The following is a 26,355-nucleotide window of genomic DNA, read 5'->3' on the forward strand; positions in this document are numbered from 1 at the left end:
CAGGAGGTTCAACATGGAAGCATTCTCGAAAGAGGAGATGTTTAATCAAATCAAGGCGTGGGAAGAGGGCGCGAAAGTTGAGGAGGTGCTTGCGCTACGTTATGCCCAAAGTAGTCGGCTACTTGGAGAAACGGAAGCACTCGTCCGTATCTTAGCGTTACTTGTCGAGCATCGCTATATCATGACAGGACGACTGGACGCCTTAGCTGAGAGCTGGATGCAAGAAATCCGTCAGCATGGTCGCTTGCCAGCACGTCTTGAGCAGTTATTAACGGAGCAACAACTACAAAGTACGTATCAGCGTCTCGTCGCGCATACGTTCCCGACGATCCGTGAGACGGACAATGCGAACGCGAAACGATCTGCGACAAAGGAACTGATTCTCCAAGCGAGCCAAATCGTCGAGGAGACGGATCAAATCGTCGAACTGACAGAACGACTTCGTCGGCTAGATGCCGAACGCTGGACGGAACTGTTCGATGCTGGAACGGCATTGTTACGTTCGAGTGCAACGCTCGAGCAGACGGCGCAGACGTTCGTCGACAGCTTACAAGAACGCTTCTATTCCCGAGAAGCATTCCGTGAGATGACGGAATTGAAAACGACGACGATTCAGGATCTTAAGCGTGTCGTTGCCTTACTTCCCGTCGAAAGCAAACAAGTTGAACGATCAGCACTCGAGGAACTCGACGCGATGATTGGTCTCGAAGACATTAAACAACGGGTCCACCACATGTATCGGTTTTTGAAGTACCAACAAAAACGGTCGGAAGACGGCTATCGTTCAAGTGATCAACCATCGCTACACATGATCTTCATGGGGAACCCGGGGACCGGGAAAACGACGCTTGCCCGTTTGATGGCGAAGATCTACCATGAACTCGGACTACTCGAGCGCCCGGAAGTCGTCGAGACGGATCGTTCGTCGCTCGTCGGTGCTTTCGTCGGACAAACGGAAGAACAAGTCATGAGCAAGGTCCGGGAAGCTGTCGGAGGTGTGCTCTTCATCGATGAAGCCTACGCCTTAAAGCGTGCTGGACAAAGTGGGAACGATTATGGACAGGCAGCGATCGATACGCTCGTCGCTGCGATGACGAGTGGGGAATATGCGGGACGGTTTGCAGTCGTCCTCGCTGGTTATCCGGAAGAGATGCGTGATTTCCTGAAGGCAAATCCCGGATTACGAAGCCGTTTCCCGGAATCGAATCATTATCTGCTTGCAGACTATACGGATCAAGAGCTGCTCGCGATCGGACGCTCGATTGCGACGGCAAATGATTACGTCTTGACGGAACAAGCAGAGCGGGCGTTGCTCGGTCGGCTCGAGCGGGAGCGCGTCGACGCGAGTTTCGGAAACGGACGGGCGGTTCGCAATATCGTGCTTGATGCGATCTTCAAGAAGGGAGCAAGCCTTGGAGAGAGTGCCAGTCACGAAGACTTTGCCTTACTCGAACAAGAAGATTTCGAGATGGTGCAAGAACCGGACGCGACGGTGGAAGAACGGATCGCTTCGCTCGTCGGATTGTCTGATCTAAAGGATGAATTGAAACAGATCGAAGCCTTATTATCAATGCAAAAACGCCGTCGTGAAGCCGGTTATAAGGTATTACCGGTCGAACTGCATGCGGTCTTTAGCGGCAATAGTGGAACCGGTAAGACGACTGTCGCTCAGCTTTATGCCGATGTCTTACGACAATGCGGCTATTTAAAACGCGGACACTTGAAAGTCGTCAGCCGAGCGGACCTCGTCTCCGGATATGTCGGACAGACCGCGCAAAAGACACGCGACGCGATTCGAGACGCGCTGGGTGGTGTCTTATTCATTGATGAAGCCTATGCGTTAAACGGTGGAGCAAATGACTTCGGGAAGGAAGCCATCGATACGCTTGTGGATGAGATGACGAAACATCAAGACAATCTCGTTGTTGTTCTTGCAGGTTACGAGCAACAAATGAACGCCTTGCTCGCGAGTAATCCGGGATTGAAGTCGCGCTTCAAGCGGTCGTTCCACTTCCCAAATTATTCGCCAGACGAGTTGATTCAAATCATTGAAGGATATGCGGCACGATTCGGATATGAGCTGACGGAGGACGCGCGACAGACGCTTACTGAGAAAATCGATGTCGTTCCGAACGGAAACGCACGGGCGGCGATCACGATTGTCGAACAGGCGATCGCGAAACAATCGATGCGATTAATTGACAAAGTTAGCTTATCCGGTTCAGAATGGTCCTATCTTGAAAAAGAGGATTTTTAAGGGGGAAGCTACATGCACACGATTGAAATACCTGTTCGCTACGCCGAGACGGACATGATGGGCATCGTCTATCATTCGAACTATCTCGTCTATCTGGAACTGGCACGGACAGAGTTAATCCAGTCCTTGGGTCTTAATTACAAGGAGATGGAAGATGCGGGTTATGTCTCCCCGGTTACGAATGTCAATCTCGATTATAAGCGCTCGTTGACGTACGGTGATACGGCGGTCGTCACGGTCTGGATTGATCATTACGATGGCTTACGGACGATTTATGGTTATACCGTCAAGCACCCGGACGGAAAACTTGCGGTATCGGCAAAGACGACACATGTCGTCGTCAAGAAGGAAAACTTCCGACCGATTCGTTTGCCGAAGGTGTTCCCGAACTGGCACGATATCTACGAGAAGATGAGTGAGACGGACGCAGCACTCTTAACGGAAGCGTGAAGATGTACAACAATAGCGGGATCGATTTTATTGAATCGGTTCCGCTTTTTTTATTTGCACCCTGAACAGTAAAATTTAGCACTTGGTACTAACGACCGATGACAAAGTCAGAATCATTTGCGAAAATAAAGAAGCTGAAGTAAGGTAGGGTCTTAGTCCATCTGTTGGAAGTAGGCTCGACGGATGGAACAATTAGCGGTAACATAGAGAAGCATAAAAAGAAGAGGGGTCTTACTCATGAAAAAAATCGTAACCGTTAGTACGTTAGCGCTTCTCCTTGCAGGATGTAATCCTGGGGATCAACAAGCGGACGATACGACGAAAACTGAACAGAAATCAGATGAGACAACACAATCAAAAGACGAAACGAAAAAAGAAGACACAGCAAAAGACACGAACAAAGAAGAAACAAACAAAACAGATGAAACAACGAAAGACGATACGTCAGAAGATGCAAAACAAGAAGACAAGTCATCTGAAGACAAATCATCCGATGAGACGACACAAGAGGACCAAGGATCTTCGGATGAGGCAACGAAGGATGAAACAGAAAAGAAAGATGATACACCTGCAGCAGAGAACAAAACAGAAGACAAAAAGGACGAATCGACGGATAAACCGGATAGTTCGTCTCAGGATCCAGAGCAGGAAAAACCATCGAAACCAGAAGATGAGACGCCAGACGTCGATAAATCAGCAGATGCCAAAGCCGATCTTTCGCTTGGAATGCTCGTCGTCGTCAACAAGAAGTATAGCTTGCCAATCGACTACAAGCCGTCGGATCTCGTCGTTCCAAACGTCAGCTTCTCCTATTCGGGTGTACTTGAACAAAGCTACATGCGAGCACCAGCTGCGAAACAGATGGAAAAGATGTTCGCTGCTGCTAAAAAAGAAGGCGTGACATTGAACGCTGTCAGCGGATTCCGTTCCGGCGCACGTCAAAAAGTATTGTATAATAATTATGTCGCACGTGACGGCAAGGCAGCTGCTGATCAATATTCAGCACGCCCTGGTCACAGTGAACACCAGACAGGTCTCACTTTTGATATTTCGTCACCAAGTGTAGGTAATGGATTAACAGCCGCTCTTGGTGATACGAAAGAAGGAAAATGGATCGCGAATAACGCAGCGAAGTTCGGCTTCATCGTTCGTTACGACCGTGGTTTCCAGTCACGGACGGGTTATACGTATGAGCCATGGCACATTCGTTATGTCGGAGTCGATGTCGCGACACAAATTAAAAATAACGGACAGACTCTTGAGGAATATATGAAAGTCGGTCACTAAGAGGTTGGAGGTTGACTATGATTGAAATCATAGGGATTTTGGTTCTTGGCTATCTGCTTGGTTCGATTCCGTTCGCATTACTTGTTGGGAAATGGGGACACGGAATCGATATTCGTCAACAAGGTAGCGGGAATCTCGGAACGACGAATACGTTCCGTGTCTTGGGGAAAAAGGCAGGAATCATCGTCTTGATCGGTGATCTTGGAAAAGGAGCCGTCGCGAGCCTTGTTCCGATCTTAATGGGCGCGGATGTGCATCCGCTGTTTGCTGGATTAGCTGCTGTCGTCGGTCATATCTATCCGATTTTCGCAAAGTTCAAGGGCGGAAAGGCAGTCGCGACGTCTGGTGGGATGTTGCTCGTGACGAGCCCGATTCTCTTCATCTTTCTGCTCGTATCCTTTTTGACGACACTTCGCCTGAGCCGGATGGTCTCGCTCAGTTCGATCGTCGCAGCAAGTGTCGGGATTGTCTTGTCGATCACGATCGGCGTCTTGACGAACGATTGGATCGTTCCGACGTTCTTTACGGTTCTTGCGTTGTTCGTCATCTTCAAGCACCGTGATAACATCCAACGGATTCGCCAAGGAACAGAGTCTAAGATTCCACTCTTTGCAAAGAAATCGTCTGAATGAACGACTAATGACGCGTCTGCCTCTCACTCATTGAGAGGCAGGCGCGTCTTTCGTTTGATGAAAGAGTCGGATAACGGACGAATTCAACGACATTTCATAGGAACTACACGTTTATTTACATCGGATTTACAAGATCTTTACAGACGTTCGCTACACTAGAACTAGAACTGGTCTGTAAAGGGGGAAGCGCACGTGTCGTTGTTAGGAGAAGAGCGGAAATCACGCATCATGGAATGGCTGGAAGAGGAAGGGAAAGTCATGACGAAGGATTTGATCGAACGTCTCGATGTCTCGGGAGAAACGGTACGACGCTACTTAGAAGAGTTGGAACGCGAACGTCAATTGAAGCGTGTCTATGGCGGTGCTATCTATCAAGGAGGAAAACGGGAGACGCCGATCTCACGGCGAACGGATCAGCTGTCCCGCCGTTTAGCGCGCTATGCGAAAGGGTGGCTCAGTGACTATTCCTGTATCTTTCTCGGACGGGGAGAACCGGTCGAGCATTTGTTACCTTATTTAACGGGAAACGCGACGATTGTCACGAATTCACTAATCGTCGCCAGTCATTTGGAGCAGTGCCGTAAGACGGGACCGTTCACTGGGGAAATTCGATTGTTAGGCGGAACAGTCGATGCATACGGACAGACGGTCGGGGTCGAGGTATTGCAAGCGCTGGATGCCTATGCTTTTGATGCCTGTTTCCTATCGTTTGATGGTGCTGAGATTGAGCGAGGCTTCGTCAGTGATGATATCGAATCGTCACTTATCCAAAAAGCGGTCATTAGTTGCACAAAAGATGTCTACGCTTTCTTAGCCAATGACGAGTTCCAAGGAAACCGAAAATATAAGGTGGCAGAGTTCCGGCGCGCGAAAATCGTCCTCAGCCCAGCTTCCTATCCGCCATCATGGGAGATGAAACTGTTCAACGAACGCGTGAACTGGATGGTCGTCTCATGATACACTGATGCGGGAGGGATGTATCATGTTAGAAATCATTGCATCGACCGTAGAAGAAGCGGTCGCAGCAGAACAAGCCGGAGCGGACCGGATCGAACTCGTTTCCGCATTATCCGAAGGGGGATTGACGCCGAGCTACGGACTGATTCGTCAAGTCGTCTCGACGGTCGAGATTCCGGTTCACGTCCTCGTGCGACCACATAGCAAATCGTTCGTCTACTCGAAATCAGATGAGGAGACAATCATCACGGATATTGACTTGATCCGTGAACTCGGTGCAGCCGGGATCGTCGTCGGCTCATTGACAGCAGACGGTCGTGTCGACGAAGGTTTCCTCGGTCGCATCATCAAACATAAAGGGGAACTGTCATTGACGTTCCACCGAGCAATCGACAGTAGTCGTGATATTTTTGAAGCGGCAGAAGTACTCGCTGATTTTCCGGAAGTCGACCGGATCTTGACGTCAGGTGGTCAAGCGACGGCACTAGAAGGTAAAGAGACGATCGCACGTTTGATTGCAGACTATCCGGACTTGATCATCTTACCAGGATCCGGCATCACACTTGAAAATGCAGAGGCACTTCTTGAAGCAACGAAGGCATCCGAGCTGCATGTAGGATCGGCGGTCTTACAAGACGGTGCTATTCAAAAAGAACGCGTTGAGGCGTTGACACGACTCCTAGGATGATCATCGAGTGAATCAATCCATTTTTCTGATCTGTTGAGATGAGGGGAATGGATTTTTTTCATGCGCTCGTGACGACTTTTCGACGATTCGCTTCAAGCAGATGAAAAGCAGAGTGGGAGAACTAGGTTTTTCAAAGGAACTGGGCTAAAATCAAAAGTGGAAATAGTGGATATAAAGGAGTACGACATGAACCCTAAACAATTGAAACAAGCTGCTCTTGGTACGTTAAAAGGACAATGGTTGGTCGGATTAAGCATCTCGATCATCTACTTCCTTATTTTTGCGCTCGCTGCAAGCCGGATGTCATTTGATCAAGATGACATTGATAGTATGGTTCGATTCATCGCACTGAACATGGTCGTCACGATCGTCCTGGCTCCAGTGACGGTTGGTCGAACGATTGCTTACTTACGTTTCACCCGCGGGGAGTCTGCCGGAATCGGAACACTGTTCGAAGGGTTCTCTTCGTTTCGACGTGCTTTCCGGACGATTGCCGCATATGCGATCGTAACGGTATTGGTCTATGTTGGATCATTTCTGATCTTACCGGCACTATACTTCTACCTAGCATATCGTCTCGTTCCGTATATTTTAGTCGATCGACCGGAATTATCGTTTTGGCAAGTACTTGGTGAAAGCCGCCGGATGATGAAAGGGCATAAGCGTGAACTGATCATGCTTTACTTGAGTTTCATCGGCTGGGGGATCCTCGCACTACTCAGTACAGTGGGTGTCATCTTCTTGACGCCATACTTCGATACGACGATGGCACACTTCTATGAACGCTTGAAACCAACCCGTTCCGTTAAGGGATGAACGTAAAAAAGCCTGTACATTACGTCAGTAGACGTAGCGTACAGGCTTTTGCTTATTCCACCGAAGCGCGTGAACGCTCAGCGAGCAATAGATAAAGCGCTTGTGTACCGGAATCGGCGTGACCCAGCTCAGCAAGTTGTTCATATAAGCCTTTCGTGAGTGCAAGACCAGGTGTCGCGATACCCATCTCAGCGCCGCGTTCGAGGGCAAGGCGCATATCCTTGATGAAGTGTTTGACGAAGAAACCAGGTGAGTAGTTTTCGGCGATGACGCGCGGAATCAAGTTCTCAAGACTCCAGCTACCGGCAGAACCAGATTTGATCGTCTCGATGAACTGTGTCGGATCGATTCCGGATCGTGTGACGAACAACAACATCTCCGCTGTTCCAATCATCGATCCGGCGATTGCGATTTGGTTCGCGAGCTTCGCCGATTGTCCTTTACCAGGACCACCGAAGAGTGAAATCGATTTCCCCATCGCCTCGAATAATGGCTTCGCTTGTGCGAAAGCCGCTTCTTCACCACCGACGAGAATCGCGAGTGTTCCGTTCTTCGCACCGAGATCACCGCCCGTGACAGGTGCGTCAAGTGCCTGAAGACCGCGTGCTGTCGCTTCCTGCGCGATTCGTTCAGCAAGAGCCGGACTAGACGTCGTCATATCAATCAGAATCGTTCCTGGTGTCGCATGATCGAGTATGCCGTCTTCGAAGTAGATCTGCTTGACGTCTTGCGGATAACCGACGATCGAGATGACGACGTCGACATCCGTGACGACATCTTGAATCGTATCGACGATTTCGACACCATCTGCTTCAAGGACGAGTCCTTTCTCTTTCGTGCGATTGTATCCTTTGACTGTAAAACCTGCCTTACGCAGATTGCGGACCATGCCTTGTCCCATGACACCTAATCCGATGAAACCGACTGTCTTCATACGTGATTCCCCCTTGCACGTTCCGTGCCGATGAATTGTTGCGTTACGAGCTTATTATACAATGGATTGTCGACGACAAGTCGATCATGTGTCCCGATACCTGAAATCTGACCATCTTCAAGAACGATGATTTGATCGGCATGACGGACCGTCGCGAGACGATGGGCGATGACAAACGTTGTCCGTCCGACCATTAATCGCTCGAGTGCTTCTTGAACGACACGTTCCGACTCGGAGTCGAGACTGGATGTCGCTTCGTCAAGCAACAGAATTTCCGGATCACGGAGGAGTGCACGTGCAATCGCAATTCGTTGGCGTTGACCACCGGACAGTTTGACACCCCGTTCTCCAATCTCAGTCGCATAACCTTCCGGGAATCGTTCGATAAACGTATCGGCATTCGCCATCCGTGCAGCCGCACGGATTTTGTCTTCACTGATGTCATCTGTCAGACCGTAGACGAGATTGTCACGAATCGTTCCTGATAAGACGGGGGAATCCTGCGCGACATATCCGATTGCCTGTCGCCAAGACGATAACGTCAAATCAGAAATGGGTTGATCTCCGAGTCGGATTTGTCCTGACGTCGGTTGATAAAATCGCTCAAGTAACGCAAATAATGTCGTTTTACCAGAGCCGCTCGGACCGACGATCGCTGTCGTCTTGCCGCGTGGTAACGTAAAGCTGACATTCTGTAAGATCGACGTCTCATTGTATCCAAATGACAAGTGTTCGACCGTCACGTCCGTAAACGGACGAGATGCTACAAGCGTTCCAGCTGCTTCTGGTGATTCATCGAGAAGCTCGATGATTCGCTCTGTCGCACCGCGTGCTTTCTGTAACTTCGTGATGAATTCAGTCATCGTCACGAGCGGAGTCATGATTTGGAACAAATAGAGCGAAAAGGCGACGAGTTCACCCGCCGTGATCTGGTTCGTCGAAACGCGGTAGGCACCAAAACCGATGATCAGGATCAACATCGTCGTTAGAGTGACGTTAAAGATCGGCAACAAGAGGGCTTGAATTCGTCCTTCCTTTACACCATACCCGTATAAGTTCTCAATCCGAGTTTTTCCTCGCCCCAGCTCATAGTCTTCTGTTGCTTGTGATTTGACGAGTCGGACCTCACCGAGCATCTCGGCAAAAAAACCGGATAATCCTGCAAGTTCCTTCTGAGTCTCACGAGAAATCTTGTGTAGTTTGCGGACGAGCGGAATGATGATCAACAAGGTCACGGGGACAGCGATGACCATGACAAGCGTCATTTGCCAATCGAGGAAGAATAGGATCGTGATTGCTCCGATGATTGAGACGAGTGACGTCAGCAAACGAACGAGTTGTTCCGATAGCAATTGCTGGAGTGTCGTTGCGTCACTATTAAGTCGTGAGACGAGCTCACCGGATTTTGTCTCATCATAGAACGGAATCGATAGCGTTAACAGACGCTTCCATAGAAGCGTTCGTAAATTGGCGACGATCCGTTGACCGACGATCTGTAACCAATAGATCGATAAAGCGTTCGCGACGACTTGAACGACGAAAACGATTACAAATAGACTGATCAATTGTGGTGTCAGTCGATCGACAGTAAAACCATCAATCAACGTCTTTAAGAACCAAGGAATGGCGAGCGCAGCCAGCGCTTGGATGACAGAGACGGAAACAGCGGCAGATAATAAACCGACCGGTGGTTTCGTTTTTTTCAATAACAGGTAAAAAGATTGGAACGTCGCAGCGTTCATTTCAACACATCCTCTCTTTTCTATTGTCCTGAAGAACGAAGAGACGGTCAAATGGGAAGCGCGACTTGACAAAAAATCTTTCGATTTGTGACACTGATAGTGGAAACAATAAGGGAGGATTCAAATGTCTATTTTCGTAGATGCGGACGGATGTCCCGTTGTCGATCTCGTCATTCGACACCGACAGGGACGTGACGTCTTTTTAGTTTGTGATACGGCACACCAGGTGATCCGAGAAGGAGCGACGACGATTACCGTCGGACAAGGACCAGATGCCGTCGACTATGCGATCGTCAATCGGATGAAACGTGGCGATCTCGTTGTGACCCAGGATTTTGGTTTGGCAGCACTCATCTTAGCACGAGGCGGACTCGCAATCGATCAAAATGGTCGCCAGTTCACGAACGACAATATCGATCTATTGCTCCACACTCGCCATGTCGGACAACAAATCCGACGAGCAGGCGGGCGTACGAAAGGACCGAAAAAACGGACGCGCGATGCGGACCGTTCCTTTGAAGAATCATTTCGTACATTAGTGCTAACCAGCATGTAAGGAAGGTAGTGTTGGAACTGTTGATACGGTACGGACCGTGATATAATTTGAAGCATGAACGAAATCAGAAAGGAGGATACACGTTGAAACGAATTTTACGCGACCACTCGAAGGATCGCCCTTACCGATTGCGCCAAGGAACGGTTCCGGAATCAACTGAGGCACGACTCACATCACTCGATCAACGTGAAATCAATCGATTACAACAGGATTTACGAAAAGTCGAAGTGAAATTGAAGCAACGCAATGAAATCATGGAAGCGTTGGCGACACAAAATGTTGAAGCAGCCTGCGAGACTGTCTTGATGATCTTGTTGCAACTGCTTGAGGTAGAAGAAGGAGCTATCCTCTTGTACCGGCGGGAGCAGTTAAATCATTTCGTCGCACAAGGGATCGACGATATGGAGCTGATCGAAAAAGATCTCGATCAATATTCGGTCTTGCGTCGCGCATTCGTCATGCGTAAATCGGTCCAATTGCCACTCGGCGACCAGTTCGAGTCAGCAATTCCCGTACAGTCTCCAAGCAACGGACAAGTCGTCGGACTGCTATACATCCGCCATCACTTCGCCCAGTTCAATTTAGAACAAGTCGGGGATTTACTTGATCTATCACGAAAACTTGGGATGACGCTTGAACGCCATCTCCTGTTCCATCAAATGGAGCATGAAAAAATCAAGACGTATCAGCTACTTGATTCGATTCGGGAAGCTGTCCTATATATCGAGAGTAGTGGGGAGCAGATTTATGCGAACCAGGCCTTATTGAATATGTTTCCACCAAAGCTCGTCAATCAGGCGCAAGGGTTCCGTCACGCGTATGAACGGGCGACGTCTCTGTTTGAACATGTCGATCAGCCGGAAGCACTTCATGATTACATCGGTCAACTGATGAACGGGGATATTCCGGGAGAAACGATCGAGTTATCGGCATTCCGGGGGAACTTGTTGCTCAGTGCCTATGCTGAGCGGATTGCAATTGCGAACGTTGAATGGGGGATGATGCTTGTCTTACGTGACGTGACGAAAGACAAGGAGCTCGATCTTAAGCAGGCAGAGTTCGTCTCGATCGTTTCGCACGAGTTGCGGACACCGCTTTCTTCGATCATGGGCTTCACGGAGTTATTGATGAAACGAGAAGTCGATCCGAAGCGGCAGAAACGCTATTTGCAGACGATTCATTCGGAAACCGTTCGATTGGCGGAATTGATCAATGACATCCTGGAAATTCAAAAAGGGGAAGACTCGACACATGGAACACAAAAAGAATTACTTGATTTAAAACAATTGATGTTCGAGATGAAGCCGATGTTCGATCTTGCGAGTCTCGCACATCGCATCAGTGTCCAATTTAGTCCGGGATCCTATACGATTTCAGCCAGCAGTGAGAAGATGAAACAACTGTTTACGAACTTGATCATGAACGCGATTAAATATTCGCCCGAAGGCGGCGAGATTCGGATCAAAGGATCAAACCAGTCAGATCAATTACGAATTGAGATTTCAGATGAAGGGCTTGGTATTCCAGAAAAATCGCTTCCTTACATCTTTGATAAGTTTTACCGAGCAGATAACTCGGATACACGTAAAATCGGTGGAACGGGCTTAGGACTCGCGATTTGTCGGATGATCGTGCTTGATCATGGTGGAGCTATCTCCGTCCAATCAACGGAAGGAGAGGGCAGTACCTTCATCATTCAACTCCCGCTCGACGCATGACCGACTACAGACTCAGAAAGGAGGAAGACACGGTGAATAATTCACACATTCGTTATGAAGCATTGCATCCGCTCGTCGAAGAGATTCTTGAAAAACTTAGTGAACGGATTGGCGTCAACACGTTGTTTTTTGCATTAAATGATTCATATAGCAACTTTGTCGTCAAGGCAATCAATCAAGAACGTCAGTTGATCGAAGAAGGCTCGACCCATGTCTTCCAACATGTCCTCTGTAAGCTGGTCGTCGATGAGACGGACGGGAAGCTCTCGATCAATGAATTGCTCAACGATCCATTGACCGTCAATCATCCGGTCACGAAAGCTCTTGGGAACGGTAGCTTTTTGGGAGTAGCGATCAAAAATGCTGAAAATGAAAAAATCGGGACATTATGTGCCTTTGATGATCAACCATTCGACTTCAAGGAGCAGGATATCGCGCTCGTCGAGCGGTATGCGGATATCATTAGTAAATCGATCAACGTCGAAACGTATGTCATCAAGGATGCGCTAACAGATGTCTATAACGAACGGTACATGAATCGACTGATCTCAAGTGTGACGATTCATCCTGCTTTCTTAATGGTGTTGAACCTCGATCGTTTCCATGCGATCAATGCGACGCATGGATACCGGGCAGGGAACGAAGTGCTACGCGAAATCGCGAATCGGCTGAAATATGTTCCTTTACCGAATCATGTCGTCGGTCGAATGGATGGGAATGAATTCGTCGTCTTAGCAGCACTTGAACAGGAACAGGAATTCGAACAATATGCGGAAGATTACGCTCGCATCGTCACGGAAGCGATTGAGCAACCGATCGTTGGTGTTGCAGCCGAACCGATTCAGGTGACGGCATCATCTGGCGTCAGTCTTCTGACCGGTGATATGGCAAGTCGCCAGATACAAATCTATGCAGCAGAAGCCTTGATGCAACAAGTCAAACACGAGGGGAAACAGCGAACCTCATTTGTTAATCCAAATCGGAAGGCGGAACAGCATCCATTTGCATCAGTTCTTGAATCAGAGCTTTCGCATGCACTAGAACGGGGACAATTCGAGCTCTACTATCAATGGATCGTTGATGCGAAACAAGAACGCTACGTCGCGGTTGAAGCGCTTCTACGCTGGAATCATCCTGTGCTTGGGTTCGTCAGTCCGACGGATTTTATTCCGATTGCCGAGAAGATGGAGATTTTCCCAGACATCGGTCGATTTACGATCCGTCAGGCAATCCTGGATCAACGGCGCTTGGAGGAGACATTTGGACGTAAGATTTCCGTCGCCGTCAATCTATCGGCAAGCCAGTTCGAGTCGGATCAACTCTTTTCAGAATTACTTAGACTGACAGAAGAATCGTATTTCCCGGGCGAACGACTCATTCTTGAAATCCGGGAGGAAGTATTGCAGACGCGTCGTCGTTTTGCAATGAAACGTTTGGAGCAGCTGCGCCAAGCAGGCTACCGTCTGACGGTCGATCATTTCGGTAGTCACTACGCGTCACTTAATTCGTTATTGCGTTTACCGGTCCAAGCAGTCAAGCTCGATCCAATCTTTACACGTCGACTCGTTCAAAATCAGTTAGAGCGTTCGATGATTCGCTCTGTTCATTCCTTGACGTCGACGTTAAACATCGCGCTCGTGATTCAGGAAGTCGAGACCGCGTCGCAATTGCAACAGATTCAAGTGTTGGATGAGCAACTTTATGTGCAAGGCTACGAGGTCCATCACCCTCAGCCGATTGAACAATTACTCATCGAGGACATTGTTCGAGGGCGTGCTGAGGTTTAACCGTTCTTCAGTCGGGAATACATTAAAATGTGGAACAAGTACATTTTAAGGGGGATGCCAAATGGCTGATCAACATGATAAAGAGACGGACCCGATTACTTCAGGAAACCGGATGACGAAGGATGAGATTGCCGGACGTGACCCGCAAGACAATACGGAGGTTCCGGAAAAATCGAAGGATGAAAAAGAAACGAAGCATCAAGATCAAGAAGCTGAGAAAACAGAACGACCAGATGACGAAGCTTCAAGTGAAGAGGCACCCGATTTGTCGCACGCTTCTGATGAAGATGGCGATGTCGAGCCATCCGATGAAGAGAACCAACAAGGTTAAGAATGACTAAAATAAAGGGCAATCGATGTCCGGCAGAAATGCTGGATATCGATTGCCTTTTTTTGATGGAGTAAAAGATTACTCGCCACCCCTACCGCCGTCACCACCACCATCAAATCCTCCGTCGATCCCGCCGTCTGTCGCATGGGACGTGTCGGTCAAATCAACAGGGAAGAGTAAGAACGGAATCGCGTCGGTGCCGTCCGGTGGGAGAATCGAAGATGGGAAGAGCTGTTGCAGGATCGTTTGTTGACTTAAATACAATCGGATTGCTGTCAAATAGACTAAGTCTTTCCGGTATTTAAAATGTAAATCGGAGCGTAACGCCTCTGCCATCTGTTGGAGTGCCGAAGCATGAATATTGGGATCACCGAGTAACGCAAGCATGCCGTGGAATGACAGCGGGACACGATGCTTACGATGTATCTTACGGGATGACTCCACTTGTGCGATATAGCGATCCCAATCGTCTTCAGGCAATAAAGCGAATATCAAGGCGACGACATACGTCTGTTGAGCGCGTCCGAACCGTCGTTTGAGTCGTTGATAGACCGTTTCGATACGCGAGGCGAGTTCGTCTAACTCACCGCGTGTCGTAGCGTGAAAATAGACGAAAGAGATCAATAGCGGTGACACGATGAACCGATGTTGTTTTTTGAGGCGTGTGTATAATTGTACCGTTCGTTCAAGTACCGCGTCCTGTGGAGTAAGACGGCTGATGAACAGGGCAGTAGAGTAGGCATTCAAGGGATGCGACAAGCGATGCGATTTAAAATAGCCGTGAAGCGACATCATCTCGGCGATGCGGCTCGGTGTGTGGGCGTCAAAGGCATGAATCTTCGAAGCAAGCAATAATGCCTGGGTGGTTTGTGTACGCAAGCGTATTTTTAAGTCATCTGCTGTCTCAAGCAATACACTTGCGGAAACCTGCTCCGTTCCGATCGTCCGGTCGAATGCCAATTCGATGAGAATACCGTCCTGATACGTTCTGAATTCTGGGGCGATATGATTCAGTTGTCGCAAGAAAGTCGTCGCCATCTCCATGACTGTTCCTCCTCTGTTTTTTCTTATAGTGTATCACGCAGTGAAAGCGTTATCTTATTTTTTTAGTTGGGTATCGATCAATTGTTCCGCTGCACGCCGGTACAGATTACTCATATGAGCCAGCGCTAAAATCTGTTCCAGTGGATCGGTCGTCGAGGCGGTAAGAGCATCTTGTTCGGTGACGAAACGGGCTGTATTTCGTTCTGTCAGTTCAAGGTAAGTGCGATAAAAGTCTTCAAGATCGAGTTGATTCTGTTCGATGCCTTCGTTCAAGGGCGTAAGGATCGTCTTGATATCATTGATCGAAAACGAACTTTTCAACTGATAAATCAAGCTAATTAAAATCAAGTGCTCCTTCGTATACTTTTTATTCGTGACCGGAAAAAATAATTTCTTTTTGGCATAATTGTTGATCATCGTCTTCGTCAAGATTGTCTCATCCGTATTCCGCGTCGTTTCCTCGAATGTCCGCTCAAACAGTTGGATGACTTGATCCATATAAAGATCAATGTTCGGGATATCTGCAAGCTGTAATTGACGATCATGTCTCGTGTCGTCAGAACGTGTCATAAAAAAACCTCCAAAATCGTTAAAATAGGACTTTCTACTTCTTCATCATATGATAGAATATGTATATAACGCCATGTAGTATTCAAAACTACATATCAGAGGAGGAACGAAAGTGAAAGCTTATATGAGAGAACCGATTAATGGATTAACACATCTGGGAGGGGCTGTCTTTGCTTTTGTCGGATTACTCGCACTCGTCATTAAAGCATCGTTAGAACGTGGAGCATCACTTGCCATCGTCGCAGCGATTATTTTTGGGGTCAGCATGATGGCACTCTATGCTGTTTCGGCAACGTATCATATGGTCCTTGCGAGCGACCGGGCGATTGCGATCTGGCGACGATTGGATCACTCGATGATTTATTTGTTGATTGCCGGTTCCTACGCACCGTTTTGTCTTGTCAGTCTGAATGGTCCGACGGGTTGGGTCTTGTTTAGCATCGTCATGTTGATTGCTGTTTCCGGAATTACCTTCAAATTAGTCTGGTTCAACAGTCCACGCTGGTTATCGACGACGCTCTACATCGGAATGGGCTGGATCATGGTATTTGCGATCACACCACTCGCGCAAGTCTTATCACCGCTCGGCATCGGTCTATTGTTCCTTGGTGGTATCTTCTATACAATCGGTGGCATCATCTATGGACTCAAGCCGCGTGTCTTATCGTTTAAACATCTCGGATTCCATGAAATCTTCCACATCTTCGTACTACTCGGTAGTCTAGCGCATTTCCTATGTGTCTACTTCTTCGTGTTGTGATGATGTCCTCCTTTAGTCAATGACTGAAGGAGTTTTTTTGTATCTATATGGAAAATACAGGAGAAGTCGAGTGTCCTCCCGAATGAAAGAACGGAAAGATCACGAAAAGGGGGAAATCACATGCAACACACACGATGGCAATTAGAAACACTCTATACGATTGATGATGTCAAAGCAGGCATCGCTTCCATACAAACAGCATTGTCGAATCGGCCGATTGATGTGGCAGAACAGGTCGAGCGTTATCAGCAAGTCGCGCGCGACGTCGAAGAATGGAGCGATTTCATTTATTGTCTGTACGCTGAAGATGTCACGCGCGTAGAAGTCCATCCATTGCTTGAAGAGATCGAAGTCGTCCAAGCGATGGTACGCAGCGAAGTGGCAGTACTCGATACAAAGATCGCAGTACTGTCACAAGAAGAGTGGGAAGCGCTCGTTACGGATTCACCGTACGCCTTTTTCTTAAACGAACGCCGTGACATCCAGTCCCGTCGTGCACCACTGGTTCAAGAACAATTGTTACAGGATCTCGGTGTGGATGGATTTCAGGGCTGGGGACAACTCTACGATCAGCGCTTCATGGCGTTACGGGTCGACTTGAACGGGAAGCAAGTCACGATCGGTCAAGGATTGCATGAAGCGATGTTCGCGCCTGGTCGTTCGGCTCGTCTAGCGGCAGCAACTGCAGTTGACGCCGCTTGTGCCAAAGAAGCTGATTTGTTTGCGACGATCTTGAACCGGATCTCCGGCTTCAGATTGCAATCCTACAAGATGCGGAACTGGGAGCAACCATTGACAGAGTTGCTTGAGCAGAACCGAATCTCAGAAGCGAGCTTACAAGCGATGATCGAAGCACTCGATCAGCACCGCGACCTCTTTCACGCCTATTATGCCCGCAAGATTGTCCAGGCAGAGCGGGTGACGGGAGAATGGCATGATTTTGAGACGAGCACGTACCGCTCTGCGCGGCATGTTCCGTTTGAGACGGCACAGGCAATCGTAAGCAAACAATTCAAACAGTTGAATCCACAGCTCGGTGCTTTTGCTGAAAACGTGTTTAACAAGGGATGGGTCGATGCGGAGAATCGTCCTGGAAAAGCGGAAGGCGGATTCTGCGCTGCCTTTCCGATTGCCAAAGAGAGCCGGATTTTCATGACGTACCGTGACAGTTATCCAGACGTCGCGACACTTGCCCATGAATTTGGTCATGCCTATCATAATTATGTACTGCAAGATGAACCGTATTTAAACCAAGTCAAAGGAACGAGCATTGCGGAGACGGCTTCAACGTTCATGGAGAATCTCGTCCTCGATGCTGCCATCAAAGAGACGACGGAGCGGGAGGAAGTACTTGCTCTTCTAGAAGTCAAGATTCGAGAGGGCCTAAAATATGCCAGCATCGTTCCCGGAATGTTCCGGTTCGAGCAACGTTTTTATGCGGAACGTCAGCAAGGGACGGTCAGTGCCGAACGGTTAAGTGAACTCCTGCAAGAGGAAGAACGGTTAGCCTATGGTCCGGTATTGCCTGAACCGGCGCGCTATAAATGGATGTACATCAGTCACTTGTTCAATCCGAATCTTGCGTTCTACAACATTCCCTACACGATCGGTTATTTGCTCAGCAATAGTCTGTATCAGACGGTTCAAGCGGATCCGAGTCAATTTTCGGCAGTCTTTGAAGCGGTCATGCATGATTCCGGTCAAGCGACGATCGATGAGATCGTTAAACGTCATCTCGATGCTGATCCGACATCTGTCGCGTTTTGGGTCGAAGCTCAGCAACCGCTCGTCCAGGCGATTAAGCAGTATCTGACGTTAACGGAGTCCTCTCTCTCCGTCGATTGAAGACGAATCGAAACGGGAACAGAAATGTAGGGAGGGATGCGGATGTATGAACAGGAGAAACAATTAGTCGCTGAGGCAGCACTAACTTACGTGAAAGATGGGATGATAGTAGGTCTTGGGACGGGTTCGACGACGGAACGGTTCATCGAGGCGCTTGGTCCACTTGTGCAGGCGGGACTACAGATTCAAGGCGTGGCAACGTCGCTTGCGACGGTCCGACTCGCGGAACAGTTACACATTCCGTTGATCGACTTGGAAGAGGGAATGGAAATCGATGTGACGATCGATGGGATCGATCAGATTGACGGACACTTCCAAACAATCAAAGGTGGTGGCGGTGCACTATTTCGCGAGAAAATTGTCGCACTGATGAGTCGGGAATTGCTCTATCTGACCGATTCTTCGAAGTTCGTTCATCATTTAAGCGGACCGTTACCGGTCGAACTGGATCCGTTTGCGTTACCGTATGTGCGGCAACGGTTGCGTGATAAGCATGTCTTAGCAACGCTACGCGTGAAAGACGATCGTCCCTTCGTTACAGATGGAGGTCACGTGATTCTTGACGTCGATGTATCAGCCATCTCGGACGTCCGAGTATTCGCAAAAGAAGTGAAGAGCTGGTCAGGGGTGCTTGAGACCGGTTACTTCGAGCGACAGCCCGATCATGTGCTGACGGTCGAAGAGGGAAAGGTCAAACGTATCGCGCATCCGCGACTGCGTGACGGTGGTGGTTTGGTTTAAGGAAAGAAAGAAGGGAACCGTATGAGATTGAAAAAACGGTATTTATTCGGAGCAGGTGTCATTGCCGGTGCGAGTCTACTGTTGTTCAGGAAGCGGGAACAGGGCACACAGACCGATGCGCTACGTGATTATTTAGCGCATCTCGATCAGGATCCGAGTCCAGATGCTGGGAAAGACCCGGATGAGGTCGGATTGACGAAGCTCGATTCGATTTATCGAGCCGAGTGGCAAGCGAATGGTTTCCCACGTTCGCGGACGGAGCTAGAGGAGCTTGAAAAATAAAAGAACATGAAAACAGCCTTGAATTCAATGAATCAAGGCTGTTTGACCTAGAGGTAATCGACGAGAGAAAAAGCTTATCGTTCCACGTGGAATGTTTTAGAAGTGTCTTACTTCTTTACTTAATCGATACAAATAGGTACCAAGCAAATCGTGGATACCTATTTTTTCTGTATTTATTTGCTTATCTTCAATGATCACGTAATCTGTGGACGAGTTTTAGGAGACTCTTACAAAAAAAACTGAGTATATTCGGTACATAAAAACTTCTAAAATTAACTTTCGGCGAATTACGTCTCGCCTTGATAGGATGAATAGAAAGATACTTCTATAAAGAAACGTATATTTTAATTACTTAAAAGTTAATAATTTCTAAATGAGGGTGAATCAAGAAAGGGGATGATACAATCAAGAAAATAGGAAGGAGAGACATGATGAAGAGATGGATTACGTTGTGGGCTGTTAGCATCCCCGTTTTCTTGATTTCATACATCGGTTCGTTTTTCATGACAAGCAAGATTAGCATTTTGCCTCAAGAAGAATGTAAGCCGCGTTTTATTTTTACGCCTCAAGATGTATCCTATTGTAGCGACATTTATCCTATAGACATCTTTCTCATCAGTTTGAAGACACAACCTCTCGCTTATGTATGCGTCGCTTCAGGACTCTACATAGTTGGGTTCATGGGTTACTTCATTTATCAAAAAGTGAAGAAAAAGAATTGAATACTCAAGCGATGGCTTCATATAGAAGTGAGGAAGAAACGGAATGAACGAGACCGTTCACGGTGTTTCTACTATTCTCTCTCCGATGTTCGGATTGTTCTATTCGATTTGTCATAACAATGATATTTGGAGTAGATTTCCTTTTGGTTCACTTGTGATAATTAGGTATTATCACAAGTGAGTTTTTAAATAGTAGTTATCATCTTCTTTGTAGTTCATAGTCCCTTCAGTCTTAGTCATCAAATCTATCCACACCAAATTGAACGTAATAAATTGGAATTACAAAAAGACATTTTTCGAAATAGTGCGTAACACTACAAACAAAGAACTTTAATTAAAGAATCGACAAGAATCAGGTTTTGACTAGAGAAAAGTTCGTAACTCAAAAATAAAAAGAGACGAATAACACGAATTTAAAGATAATAAGACAGATTCGGAGAGTAGTTGTTGAGAAGCAAAGGAAAAGTAATTTGGATATTTATGCTATACATCATATGATCATTTTGGCTTCGTTCTTGAAGTAATCGTAATAGCAGCGATACCTTATTACGAAGTGGAGTTTTAATTTAAACAGCCCTGGATCCTAATGATCCAGGGCTGTTTTCATGCGTTTTAATATGTAAGCGACCCAGCAATGATCAAACCGATCGAAATCGATAAGAAGAGGAGCAACAAGCCGACTGCTTCGTTGTTCGCATCAATCTCTTTCGTCATGCTCAAACGGGGGATTAGTAAATCCGCGAGATAGAACAAGACGATTTGTAAGACGATCGCGAGTGCACCCCATAACACCATATCGAGAATGCTGACGGAGTTCGAAATACTCGAATAGAGAACGATGGCAAGACCAAGAATACGTCCACCGAAGGCGTAGACGGCCGCTTTCTTCCCGTTACGGATGAGTTCGAGTTCCTTTGATTTCGTCGTCACCTCGAACAGGACGACACCGATTGCAAGGAGTACGGTCGCGACTCCGATATACGAGAGCGTTGAAAGGAATAGATCACTGAATGTCATGCTGGTACCTCCATCATGATTTTTTATTTTTCTTGCGTTGTTCGTATGCAACATACAATTCAAGCAGTGCTCCGACGAGAATACCTGCTGATACATACAAATAGAAGTTGTCACCAATGAATCCGAACAAGAGACCTAAAATGAGGCCGATCAGGATATAGGGACCTTTTGCTAACTTCATGCCAATCACCTACCTCTTCTTTAAAGGTAGCGGATTTCAGAGGTGGCGTCCATCGTTATTCTTGAAAGCTGACGGCAGATTCTGCATTAGGAGAAAACAGGACGACTTGATTCCGTCCTTGTTGCTTTGCCTGATAGAGGGCAGCATCCGCATCCGGTAGAAGATCGTCGATTTGTAGTGTCGTCTCATCGTACGCGGCTAAACCAAACGATGCTGTGAGCGGTAGCTCTGTCGTCGCTAGTCGGAACGGACTAGAAGCGATCCGTTCGCGTAATTGCTCTGCTAAAGGCAGAACTTCAGCAAGCGGAACACCCTCGAACAGGACTGAAAACTCCTCACCGCCGTTACGGGATAAATACCCGCTTTCTGCCACTCCATCGCGCAGTCGATTGGCGAACTGCCGTAGCACCTCGTCACCCGCTTCATGTCCATACGTATCGTTGACCTGTTTAAAATGATCAATGTCGATCGTCAACAACACGACCGACTGTTTATTTAGAATCAATCGCTGTTTGACATCCGTGAAGTATTCATTGAAGGCGCGTGAATTGTTCAATCCTGTCAAAAAGTCGAGTTGTGCTTTTTGCCGAAGCATCCGTAATGATTGTTTGGTCAACCGAATATCGCGGATGATCACTAGGGCGAGCCAACTACTGACGAACGATGCAGGAATGACGACTGCCATCACTTCAAGTAGAAGAATCTGTTTCGGTAAGACGATCCATAAGACAAGAGCGTGTAAAGCCGTCGCGTAGAGCGTCACGAGTGTGAATGTTCGTTTTGCATAAGGTGGCATTTCGCGAACAATTAAGCTCGTTCCTAAGGCAACGGCGACGATGAAACCGAATGCGGTGAAGGCTGCTAGATTCGTTCCTAAACTGAAACGATAGATGATGATCGCGATCGTCACAATCGTTGTCGGGATGGGGCCACCAAAGTAGGCAGCGACGACGACCGGAATATGACGCAAATCAACCGTGACGCCAGGTGCTGCTTCAATCGTCATCTGCATGAGTAGTAACGTGATGACACTTAGAGCAAGACCGTACAATACGCGCGTCAGCCGCGGGGAGTCACGCGTGATCGGAAGCGGTGATAATTTTCCGAGCAGATAGAAACCAGCCATTAATAGCGTCACGTTATGCAAGACGTCAAAAAGGATGCTTTTCATGAACTGTCCATCCTTTCAAATAAAGTACGTTACTTAAAAGACATACGCCATAAAAGGACTAACTCCTGTTTCTTGAAAAAATAATCTATCTGATGTAATTGTGTCTATAATGTGAAATTATGATTTCTATAAGCTGTACTTATGGTTTTAGGGAATTTGATTGACCTCCTCGACGCTGCATTGTTAAATGATGAAGAAGCGATATGAAAGCGCTTACTAAATTTGAAGGAGATCTACTTATGGAACTCGTCATCATTCTACTTGCCTTATCCTTATTGATGTTCGTTGCCTATCGTGGTTTTTCGGTCATCCTATTTGCACCAATCTGTGCCTTGTTCGCCGTCTTACTGACGAACCCGGACTGGGTGTTACCCTTCTTCTCGAATATTTTCATGGAAAAGATGGTCGGCTTCATCAAAGCATACTTCCCGGTCTTCCTCCTCGGAGCGATTTTCGGAAAAGTCGTTGAGATGTCCGGTATCGCGGAGTCGATCGCAAAGACAATCATTCGTATGATCGGTGCGAAGCGCGCTATCCTTGCCATCGTCTTACTCGGCGCCATTCTTACATATAGCGGTGTCAGCTTATTCGTTGTCGTATTTGCTGTCTATCCGTTCGCTGCGAACTTGTTCCGCGAAGCAAACATCCCGAAACGACTTATTCCGGGAACGATCGCACTTGGTGCGTTCACGTTCACGATGGATGCCTTACCAGGAACGCCTCAGATTCAAAACGTCATTCCGACGACGTTCTTCAAAACAGATATCTATGCTGCGCCGATCATGGGTTCAGTCGGTGGCTTGTTCATCTTAGTCGTCGGCATGTGGTATCTCGAGTCACGCAAGAAAAAAGCGCATCAAGCGGGTGAAGGGTACGCTGGATTCGAAGCGACAGCGGCAAGTACTGCACCGCAAATGGAGTTAAAGAACGAACCAGAAATGACGCTCGAGACGGATCGTCAACCAGTCTATCGCCAAGTCCTTGCCTTTGTCCCACTCGTCCTTGTTGCCGTCATGAACAAAGTCTTTACACTCTCGATTCCAAAATGGTATCCGGAAGGATTCGATTTTTCAGCAATCGGTCTAGAAGCATTCGGAAAGATCGAGACACCCGCTGTTCTTGCGATCTGGTCCGTCCAAATGGCGTTGTTGATCGGAATTCTCGCAGCGATGCTGTATGACTTCCCGAAGATCAAGACGAATTTCCAAGCTGGTTTGAACGTCAGTATCGGTGGTGCGCTCCTAGCGGTCATGAATACAGGTGCTGAGTATGGCTTCGGTGGCGTCATCGCGGCACTCCCAGGATTTAAGTCCGTCTCAAGCGGGATCTCGGAGACGTTTACGAACCCGCTCGTCAACGGAGCCGTCACGACGACGACGCTTGCCGGCGTCACCGGTTCCGCATCGGGTGGAATGGGGATTGCGTTAAGTGCGATGTCGGATAAATATACGCAAGCCATCACATCGGGTGGCGTACCACCGGAAGTCATGCACCGCGTCATCTCGATGGCGTCCGGTGGGATGGATACGTTACCGCATAACGGTGCCGTCATCACGTTGCTAGCGGTCACGGGACTGACGCACCGTCAGTCGTATAAGGACATCTTCATGATTACGATCCTCAAGACAGTGACGGTCTTCTTGATGATCGGATTGTATAGCTTGACTGGCTTGTACTAAGGATTTTTAAAGGGGGCATCATCAGATGAAACAGGGGAAAGTATACGCATCATTCGCGGAAGCGACAGCAGACATCTTTGACGGGGCGACGCTAGTCGTAGGGGGCTTCGGACTCTGCGGAATCCCGGAAAAATCCATTACCGCGTTGCAAGAGAAGGGCGTCAAGGATTTGACGGTCGTCAGTAATAACTGTGGTGTCGATGATTTTGGACTTGGTCTCCTCTTGCAGACGCGACAAATCAAGAAGATGATTTCGTCGTATGTCGGGGAAAATAAGACGTTTGAACAACAGTACCTCAGTGGCGAGATCGAAGTCGATCTCGTTCCCCAAGGTACGCTAGCGGAACGTATCCGTGCCGGTGGTGCTGGTATTCCTGGTTTCTATACACCAACAGGCGTCGGAACACCGATTGCTGAAGGAAAGGAACAAAAAGAGTTCGACGGGAAGACGTATCTGCTCGAAGAAGGAATCGTCGGCGATTTTGCGATCGTCAAGGCATGGAAAGCAGATCGACTCGGGAATCTCGTTTTCCGAAAGACGTCACGCAATTTTAACCCGATCGTCGCGACAGCCGGAAAAGTAACGATCGTCGAAGTCGAAGAACTGGTCGAAGTCGGTGAACTCGATCCGAATGAGATCCACACACCTGCTGTCTACGTTCAGCGCATCGTCGTCGGAACGGATTATGAAAAACGCATCGAACGCCGGACTGTCCGGGAAGCTTGAGGAGGAGACGGATATGAAAACGACACGAGAGATCATCATTGAACGCGCACTTCAGGAAGTTGAAGATGGGATGTACGTCAATCTCGGGATCGGGATTCCGACATTGATCGCCAATGCGATTCCGGACGATATGCATGTCATGCTGCAATCCGAAAATGGACTGCTTGGCATCGGACCGTATCCGCTTGATCATGAAGTCGATGCCGACGAAATCAATGCCGGCAAAGAAACGGTCACGGCACAATCTGGAGCTTCTTACTTCGACAGTGCCGAATCGTTCGCGATGATTCGCGGCGGGCACATCGACCTCGCGATTCTTGGTGGGATGGAGGTCGATCAAAACGGTGACCTCGCGAACTGGATGATTCCGGGCAAGATGGTCAAAGGCATGGGCGGGGCGATGGACCTCGTCAACGGAGCGAAACGCGTCGTCATCATCATGGAGCATGTCAACAAACACGGCGAATCGAAAGTCAAACAGGCGTGTACCTTGCCGTTGACAGGACGCGCTGTCGTTAATCGTCTGATCACGGACCGGGCCGTCTTTGATTTCACACCGGACGGGATGATCTTGATCGAGACGCTGAATGGTCATACGGTCGAAGACGTCAAACAAGTCACGGAAGCACGATTCACGGTCAGTCCGGAACTCGAGCGCGTGACGGTAGGGGAGTGAAGCAGATGGTCCAAGGAGATATCGTACTCGTCACAGGTGCAGGGAGCGGAATTGGTCTAGAAATCTCAAAGGCGTTTGCTGCGGCAGGAGCGAAGGTCGTCGTAACGGACGTTCGCGCGGAAGCAGCAGAAGAGGCGGCGGCAGCTATTCGCGGAGCTGGTCATGAAGCGGTCGGCATGACGCTCAACGTCACCGATGAAGCACAGGTCGAAGCCGTCTTGAAGCAGACGGTCGAACAGTTTGGTCGACTTGACGTCTTGATCAATAACGCGGGTCTTCAACACGTCTCACCAATTGAAGAGTTTCCGACAGAGAAGTTCGAATTGATGATCAAGATCATGTTGACGGCGCCGTTCATCGCTATCAAACATGCTTTTCCAATCATGAAGGAACAAGGATATGGCCGCATTCTCAATATGGCATCGATCAATGGCTTGATCGGTTTTGCCGGTAAAGCAGCGTATAACTCGGCGAAGCATGGATTGCTCGGTTTAACGAAGGTCGCAGCCCTTGAAGGAGCGGAACACGGGATCACCGTCAACGCGATTTGTCCGGGTTACGTTGATACTCCCCTCGTTCGTAATCAAATGGAAGACTTAGCGAAAACGCGACACGTCGAGCTTGAGAAGGTACTTGAAGAAGTCATCTATCCGCTCGTTCCGCAAAAACGTCTGCTTGCTGTCGAGGAGATTGCAGATTATGCATTGTTCCTTGCGAGCCGCAAAGCAAAAGGCATCACTGGACAAGCGAACGTCCTTGATGGTGGATACACGATTCAATAAGGA

At 48.2% G+C, this 26,355-nt stretch carries 26 protein-coding genes and 2 pseudogenes; 21 read left to right on the top strand and 7 right to left on the bottom strand.

Going from position 1 to position 26,355, the window contains the following annotated elements; translation table 11 throughout:
• Positions 1 to 13: 13 nt before the first annotated feature.
• The 7 genes from Q9R23_RS02395 (at position 14) to Q9R23_RS02425 (ending at position 7,087) form a co-directional block, all read left to right on the top strand.
• On the top strand, positions 14 to 2,257 hold the full coding sequence (locus Q9R23_RS02395; RefSeq protein ID WP_214855417.1) for an AAA family ATPase: 2,244 nt from the start codon (positions 14 to 16) through the stop codon (positions 2,255 to 2,257).
• A gap of 12 nt (positions 2,258 to 2,269) precedes the next feature.
• Positions 2,270 to 2,707 (top strand): acyl-CoA thioesterase, encoded by a 438-nt coding sequence (locus tag Q9R23_RS02400; RefSeq protein ID WP_035408645.1) that lies wholly within the window; start codon positions 2,270 to 2,272, stop codon positions 2,705 to 2,707.
• 237 nt (positions 2,708 to 2,944) lie between these two features.
• Positions 2,945 to 3,994, top strand: coding sequence for a D-alanyl-D-alanine carboxypeptidase family protein (locus Q9R23_RS02405; RefSeq protein WP_311246339.1), 1,050 nt, complete (start codon positions 2,945 to 2,947; stop codon positions 3,992 to 3,994).
• 17 nt (positions 3,995 to 4,011) lie between these two features.
• Entirely contained in the window at positions 4,012 to 4,626 is a 615-nt protein-coding gene (plsY, locus tag Q9R23_RS02410) for a glycerol-3-phosphate 1-O-acyltransferase PlsY (RefSeq protein ID WP_311246340.1), read from the top strand.
• 192 nt (positions 4,627 to 4,818) lie between these two features.
• Positions 4,819 to 5,583, top strand: a complete 765-nt coding sequence (locus Q9R23_RS02415) for a DeoR/GlpR family DNA-binding transcription regulator (protein WP_056060593.1) — start codon at positions 4,819 to 4,821, stop codon at positions 5,581 to 5,583.
• Between the two features lie 25 nt (positions 5,584 to 5,608).
• The gene (locus Q9R23_RS02420; protein ID WP_056060596.1) at positions 5,609 to 6,271 is read left to right on the top strand and encodes a copper homeostasis protein CutC; all 663 of its coding nucleotides are present in this window, start codon (positions 5,609 to 5,611) and stop codon (positions 6,269 to 6,271) included.
• A gap of 186 nt (positions 6,272 to 6,457) precedes the next feature.
• On the top strand, positions 6,458 to 7,087 hold the full coding sequence (locus Q9R23_RS02425; RefSeq protein ID WP_035408632.1) for a DUF975 family protein: 630 nt from the start codon (positions 6,458 to 6,460) through the stop codon (positions 7,085 to 7,087).
• Between the two features lie 52 nt (positions 7,088 to 7,139).
• Here the strand turns inward: Q9R23_RS02425 and Q9R23_RS02430 are convergent, their stop codons facing one another.
• Together Q9R23_RS02430 and Q9R23_RS02435 are read right to left on the bottom strand one after the other, a co-directional pair.
• On the bottom strand, positions 7,140 to 8,021 hold the full coding sequence (locus Q9R23_RS02430) for an NAD(P)-dependent oxidoreductase (RefSeq protein ID WP_311246341.1): 882 nt from the start codon (positions 8,019 to 8,021) through the stop codon (positions 7,140 to 7,142).
• On the bottom strand, positions 8,018 to 9,763 hold the full coding sequence (locus Q9R23_RS02435; protein ID WP_214855431.1) for an ABC transporter ATP-binding protein: 1,746 nt from the start codon (positions 9,761 to 9,763) through the stop codon (positions 8,018 to 8,020). The genes Q9R23_RS02430 and Q9R23_RS02435 overlap by 4 nt, the downstream gene beginning before the upstream one ends.
• 124 nt (positions 9,764 to 9,887) lie before the next feature.
• Here Q9R23_RS02435 and Q9R23_RS02440 point away from each other — a divergent pair, with 124 nt between their 5' ends.
• The 4 genes from Q9R23_RS02440 to Q9R23_RS02455 all read left to right on the top strand — a co-directional run bounded on the left by Q9R23_RS02440 (position 9,888) and on the right by Q9R23_RS02455 (position 14,155).
• On the top strand, positions 9,888 to 10,319 hold the full coding sequence (locus tag Q9R23_RS02440) for a YaiI/YqxD family protein (protein ID WP_214855434.1): 432 nt from the start codon (positions 9,888 to 9,890) through the stop codon (positions 10,317 to 10,319).
• A gap of 83 nt (positions 10,320 to 10,402) precedes the next feature.
• A complete protein-coding gene (locus Q9R23_RS02445; RefSeq protein ID WP_311246342.1) occupies positions 10,403 to 12,037 on the top strand; it encodes a sensor histidine kinase in 1,635 nt (544 codons plus the stop codon).
• Positions 12,038 to 12,069: 32 nt separating this feature from the next.
• The gene (locus tag Q9R23_RS02450; protein WP_311246343.1) at positions 12,070 to 13,824 is read left to right on the top strand and encodes an EAL domain-containing protein; all 1,755 of its coding nucleotides are present in this window, start codon (positions 12,070 to 12,072) and stop codon (positions 13,822 to 13,824) included.
• Between the two features lie 61 nt (positions 13,825 to 13,885).
• Positions 13,886 to 14,155, top strand: a complete 270-nt coding sequence (locus Q9R23_RS02455) for a hypothetical protein (protein ID WP_035408622.1) — start codon at positions 13,886 to 13,888, stop codon at positions 14,153 to 14,155.
• Between the two features lie 78 nt (positions 14,156 to 14,233).
• Here Q9R23_RS02455 and Q9R23_RS02460 read toward each other — a convergent pair whose 3' ends face one another.
• A complete protein-coding gene (locus Q9R23_RS02460; protein ID WP_311246344.1) occupies positions 14,234 to 15,199 on the bottom strand; it encodes a DUF4003 family protein in 966 nt (321 codons plus the stop codon).
• A 54-nt stretch (positions 15,200 to 15,253) separates the two neighbouring features.
• On the bottom strand, positions 15,254 to 15,769 hold the full coding sequence (locus Q9R23_RS02465; protein WP_214855441.1) for a DUF1836 domain-containing protein: 516 nt from the start codon (positions 15,767 to 15,769) through the stop codon (positions 15,254 to 15,256).
• Between the two features lie 112 nt (positions 15,770 to 15,881).
• Here Q9R23_RS02465 and trhA point away from each other — a divergent pair, with 112 nt between their 5' ends.
• From trhA to Q9R23_RS15885, 5 genes are all read left to right on the top strand, one after another.
• Positions 15,882 to 16,529, top strand: a complete 648-nt coding sequence (gene trhA / locus Q9R23_RS02470) for a PAQR family membrane homeostasis protein TrhA (protein ID WP_053453003.1) — start codon at positions 15,882 to 15,884, stop codon at positions 16,527 to 16,529.
• 120 nt (positions 16,530 to 16,649) lie between these two features.
• Positions 16,650 to 18,374: a M3 family oligoendopeptidase gene (locus Q9R23_RS02475; protein ID WP_311246345.1), complete on the top strand. Its 1,725-nt coding sequence runs from the start codon at positions 16,650 to 16,652 to the stop codon at positions 18,372 to 18,374.
• 42 nt (positions 18,375 to 18,416) lie between these two features.
• On the top strand, positions 18,417 to 19,115 hold the full coding sequence (gene rpiA, locus Q9R23_RS02480) for a ribose-5-phosphate isomerase RpiA (protein ID WP_311246346.1): 699 nt from the start codon (positions 18,417 to 18,419) through the stop codon (positions 19,113 to 19,115).
• A 21-nt stretch (positions 19,116 to 19,136) separates the two neighbouring features.
• Positions 19,137 to 19,397 (top strand): hypothetical protein, encoded by a 261-nt coding sequence (locus tag Q9R23_RS02485; RefSeq protein ID WP_311246347.1) that lies wholly within the window; start codon positions 19,137 to 19,139, stop codon positions 19,395 to 19,397.
• 431 nt (positions 19,398 to 19,828) lie between these two features.
• Positions 19,829 to 20,119: a DUF4306 domain-containing protein gene (locus tag Q9R23_RS15885; RefSeq protein ID WP_396136346.1), complete on the top strand. Its 291-nt coding sequence runs from the start codon at positions 19,829 to 19,831 to the stop codon at positions 20,117 to 20,119.
• Positions 20,120 to 20,731: 612 nt separating this feature from the next.
• Here the strand turns inward: Q9R23_RS15885 and Q9R23_RS02490 are convergent.
• Genes Q9R23_RS02490 through Q9R23_RS02500 form a run of 3 tightly spaced genes read right to left on the bottom strand, consistent with a single transcriptional unit; the run spans position 20,732 to position 22,488 of the window.
• A complete protein-coding gene (locus Q9R23_RS02490; protein ID WP_023467822.1) occupies positions 20,732 to 21,136 on the bottom strand; it encodes a DUF350 domain-containing protein in 405 nt (134 codons plus the stop codon).
• 13 nt (positions 21,137 to 21,149) lie between these two features.
• Complete coding sequence (locus Q9R23_RS02495) at positions 21,150 to 21,317, bottom strand: hypothetical protein (RefSeq protein WP_023467823.1); 168 nt, start codon at positions 21,315 to 21,317, stop codon at positions 21,150 to 21,152.
• A gap of 55 nt (positions 21,318 to 21,372) precedes the next feature.
• The gene (locus Q9R23_RS02500) at positions 21,373 to 22,488 is read right to left on the bottom strand and encodes a GGDEF domain-containing protein (RefSeq protein ID WP_311246348.1); all 1,116 of its coding nucleotides are present in this window, start codon (positions 22,486 to 22,488) and stop codon (positions 21,373 to 21,375) included.
• A 239-nt stretch (positions 22,489 to 22,727) separates the two neighbouring features.
• Here Q9R23_RS02500 and Q9R23_RS15890 point away from each other — a divergent pair.
• The 5 genes and pseudogenes from Q9R23_RS15890 to Q9R23_RS02520 all read left to right on the top strand — a co-directional run.
• Positions 22,728 to 23,373, top strand: a pseudogene (locus Q9R23_RS15890) (GntP family permease); the annotation flags it as partial.
• Positions 23,374 to 23,459: 86 nt separating this feature from the next.
• Positions 23,460 to 24,167: pseudogene (locus tag Q9R23_RS15895) on the top strand (GntP family permease); the annotation flags it as partial.
• A gap of 25 nt (positions 24,168 to 24,192) precedes the next feature.
• Positions 24,193 to 24,894 (top strand): CoA transferase subunit A, encoded by a 702-nt coding sequence (locus tag Q9R23_RS02510; RefSeq protein ID WP_029341303.1) that lies wholly within the window; start codon positions 24,193 to 24,195, stop codon positions 24,892 to 24,894.
• A 13-nt stretch (positions 24,895 to 24,907) separates the two neighbouring features.
• The gene (locus Q9R23_RS02515; RefSeq protein ID WP_058705089.1) at positions 24,908 to 25,570 is read left to right on the top strand and encodes a 3-oxoacid CoA-transferase subunit B; all 663 of its coding nucleotides are present in this window, start codon (positions 24,908 to 24,910) and stop codon (positions 25,568 to 25,570) included.
• 5 nt (positions 25,571 to 25,575) lie between these two features.
• Positions 25,576 to 26,352, top strand: a complete 777-nt coding sequence (locus Q9R23_RS02520) for a 3-hydroxybutyrate dehydrogenase (protein WP_311246350.1) — start codon at positions 25,576 to 25,578, stop codon at positions 26,350 to 26,352.
• Positions 26,353 to 26,355: the final 3 nt, after the last annotated feature.

Source organism: Exiguobacterium sp. BRG2 (genome assembly GCF_031844245.1).
Lineage (GTDB): Bacteria > Bacillota > Bacilli > Exiguobacteriales > Exiguobacteriaceae > Exiguobacterium_A.

Bases quoted from the DNA above. Each gene is read 5' to 3' on its own strand.
- Q9R23_RS02435 (WP_214855431.1), bottom strand. From the start codon at position 9,763: ATGAACGCTGCGACGTTCCAATCTTTTTACCTGTTATTGAAAAAAACG.
- Q9R23_RS02420 (WP_056060596.1), top strand. From the start codon at position 5,609: ATGTTAGAAATCATTGCATCGACCGTAGAAGAAGCGGTCGCAGCAGAA.
- Q9R23_RS02440 (WP_214855434.1), top strand. From the start codon at position 9,888: ATGTCTATTTTCGTAGATGCGGACGGATGTCCCGTTGTCGATCTCGTC.
- Q9R23_RS02500 (WP_311246348.1), bottom strand. From the start codon at position 22,488: ATGAAAAGCATCCTTTTTGACGTCTTGCATAACGTGACGCTATTAATG.
- Q9R23_RS15885 (WP_396136346.1), top strand. From the start codon at position 19,829: ATGAAGAGATGGATTACGTTGTGGGCTGTTAGCATCCCCGTTTTCTTG.
- Q9R23_RS02455 (WP_035408622.1), top strand. From the start codon at position 13,886: ATGGCTGATCAACATGATAAAGAGACGGACCCGATTACTTCAGGAAAC.
- rpiA (WP_311246346.1), top strand. From the start codon at position 18,417: ATGTATGAACAGGAGAAACAATTAGTCGCTGAGGCAGCACTAACTTAC.
- plsY (WP_311246340.1), top strand. From the start codon at position 4,012: ATGATTGAAATCATAGGGATTTTGGTTCTTGGCTATCTGCTTGGTTCG.
- Q9R23_RS02520 (WP_311246350.1), top strand. From the start codon at position 25,576: ATGGTCCAAGGAGATATCGTACTCGTCACAGGTGCAGGGAGCGGAATT.
- Q9R23_RS02425 (WP_035408632.1), top strand. From the start codon at position 6,458: ATGAACCCTAAACAATTGAAACAAGCTGCTCTTGGTACGTTAAAAGGA.
- Q9R23_RS02430 (WP_311246341.1), bottom strand. From the start codon at position 8,021: ATGAAGACAGTCGGTTTCATCGGATTAGGTGTCATGGGACAAGGCATG.
- Q9R23_RS02405 (WP_311246339.1), top strand. From the start codon at position 2,945: ATGAAAAAAATCGTAACCGTTAGTACGTTAGCGCTTCTCCTTGCAGGA.
- Q9R23_RS02475 (WP_311246345.1), top strand. From the start codon at position 16,650: ATGCAACACACACGATGGCAATTAGAAACACTCTATACGATTGATGAT.
- Q9R23_RS02400 (WP_035408645.1), top strand. From the start codon at position 2,270: ATGCACACGATTGAAATACCTGTTCGCTACGCCGAGACGGACATGATG.
- Q9R23_RS02485 (WP_311246347.1), top strand. From the start codon at position 19,137: ATGAGATTGAAAAAACGGTATTTATTCGGAGCAGGTGTCATTGCCGGT.
- Q9R23_RS02395 (WP_214855417.1), top strand. From the start codon at position 14: ATGGAAGCATTCTCGAAAGAGGAGATGTTTAATCAAATCAAGGCGTGG.
- Q9R23_RS02490 (WP_023467822.1), bottom strand. From the start codon at position 21,136: ATGACATTCAGTGATCTATTCCTTTCAACGCTCTCGTATATCGGAGTC.
- Q9R23_RS02465 (WP_214855441.1), bottom strand. From the start codon at position 15,769: ATGACACGTTCTGACGACACGAGACATGATCGTCAATTACAGCTTGCA.
- Q9R23_RS02495 (WP_023467823.1), bottom strand. From the start codon at position 21,317: ATGAAGTTAGCAAAAGGTCCCTATATCCTGATCGGCCTCATTTTAGGT.
- Q9R23_RS02460 (WP_311246344.1), bottom strand. From the start codon at position 15,199: ATGGAGATGGCGACGACTTTCTTGCGACAACTGAATCATATCGCCCCA.
- Q9R23_RS02510 (WP_029341303.1), top strand. From the start codon at position 24,193: ATGAAACAGGGGAAAGTATACGCATCATTCGCGGAAGCGACAGCAGAC.
- Q9R23_RS02515 (WP_058705089.1), top strand. From the start codon at position 24,908: ATGAAAACGACACGAGAGATCATCATTGAACGCGCACTTCAGGAAGTT.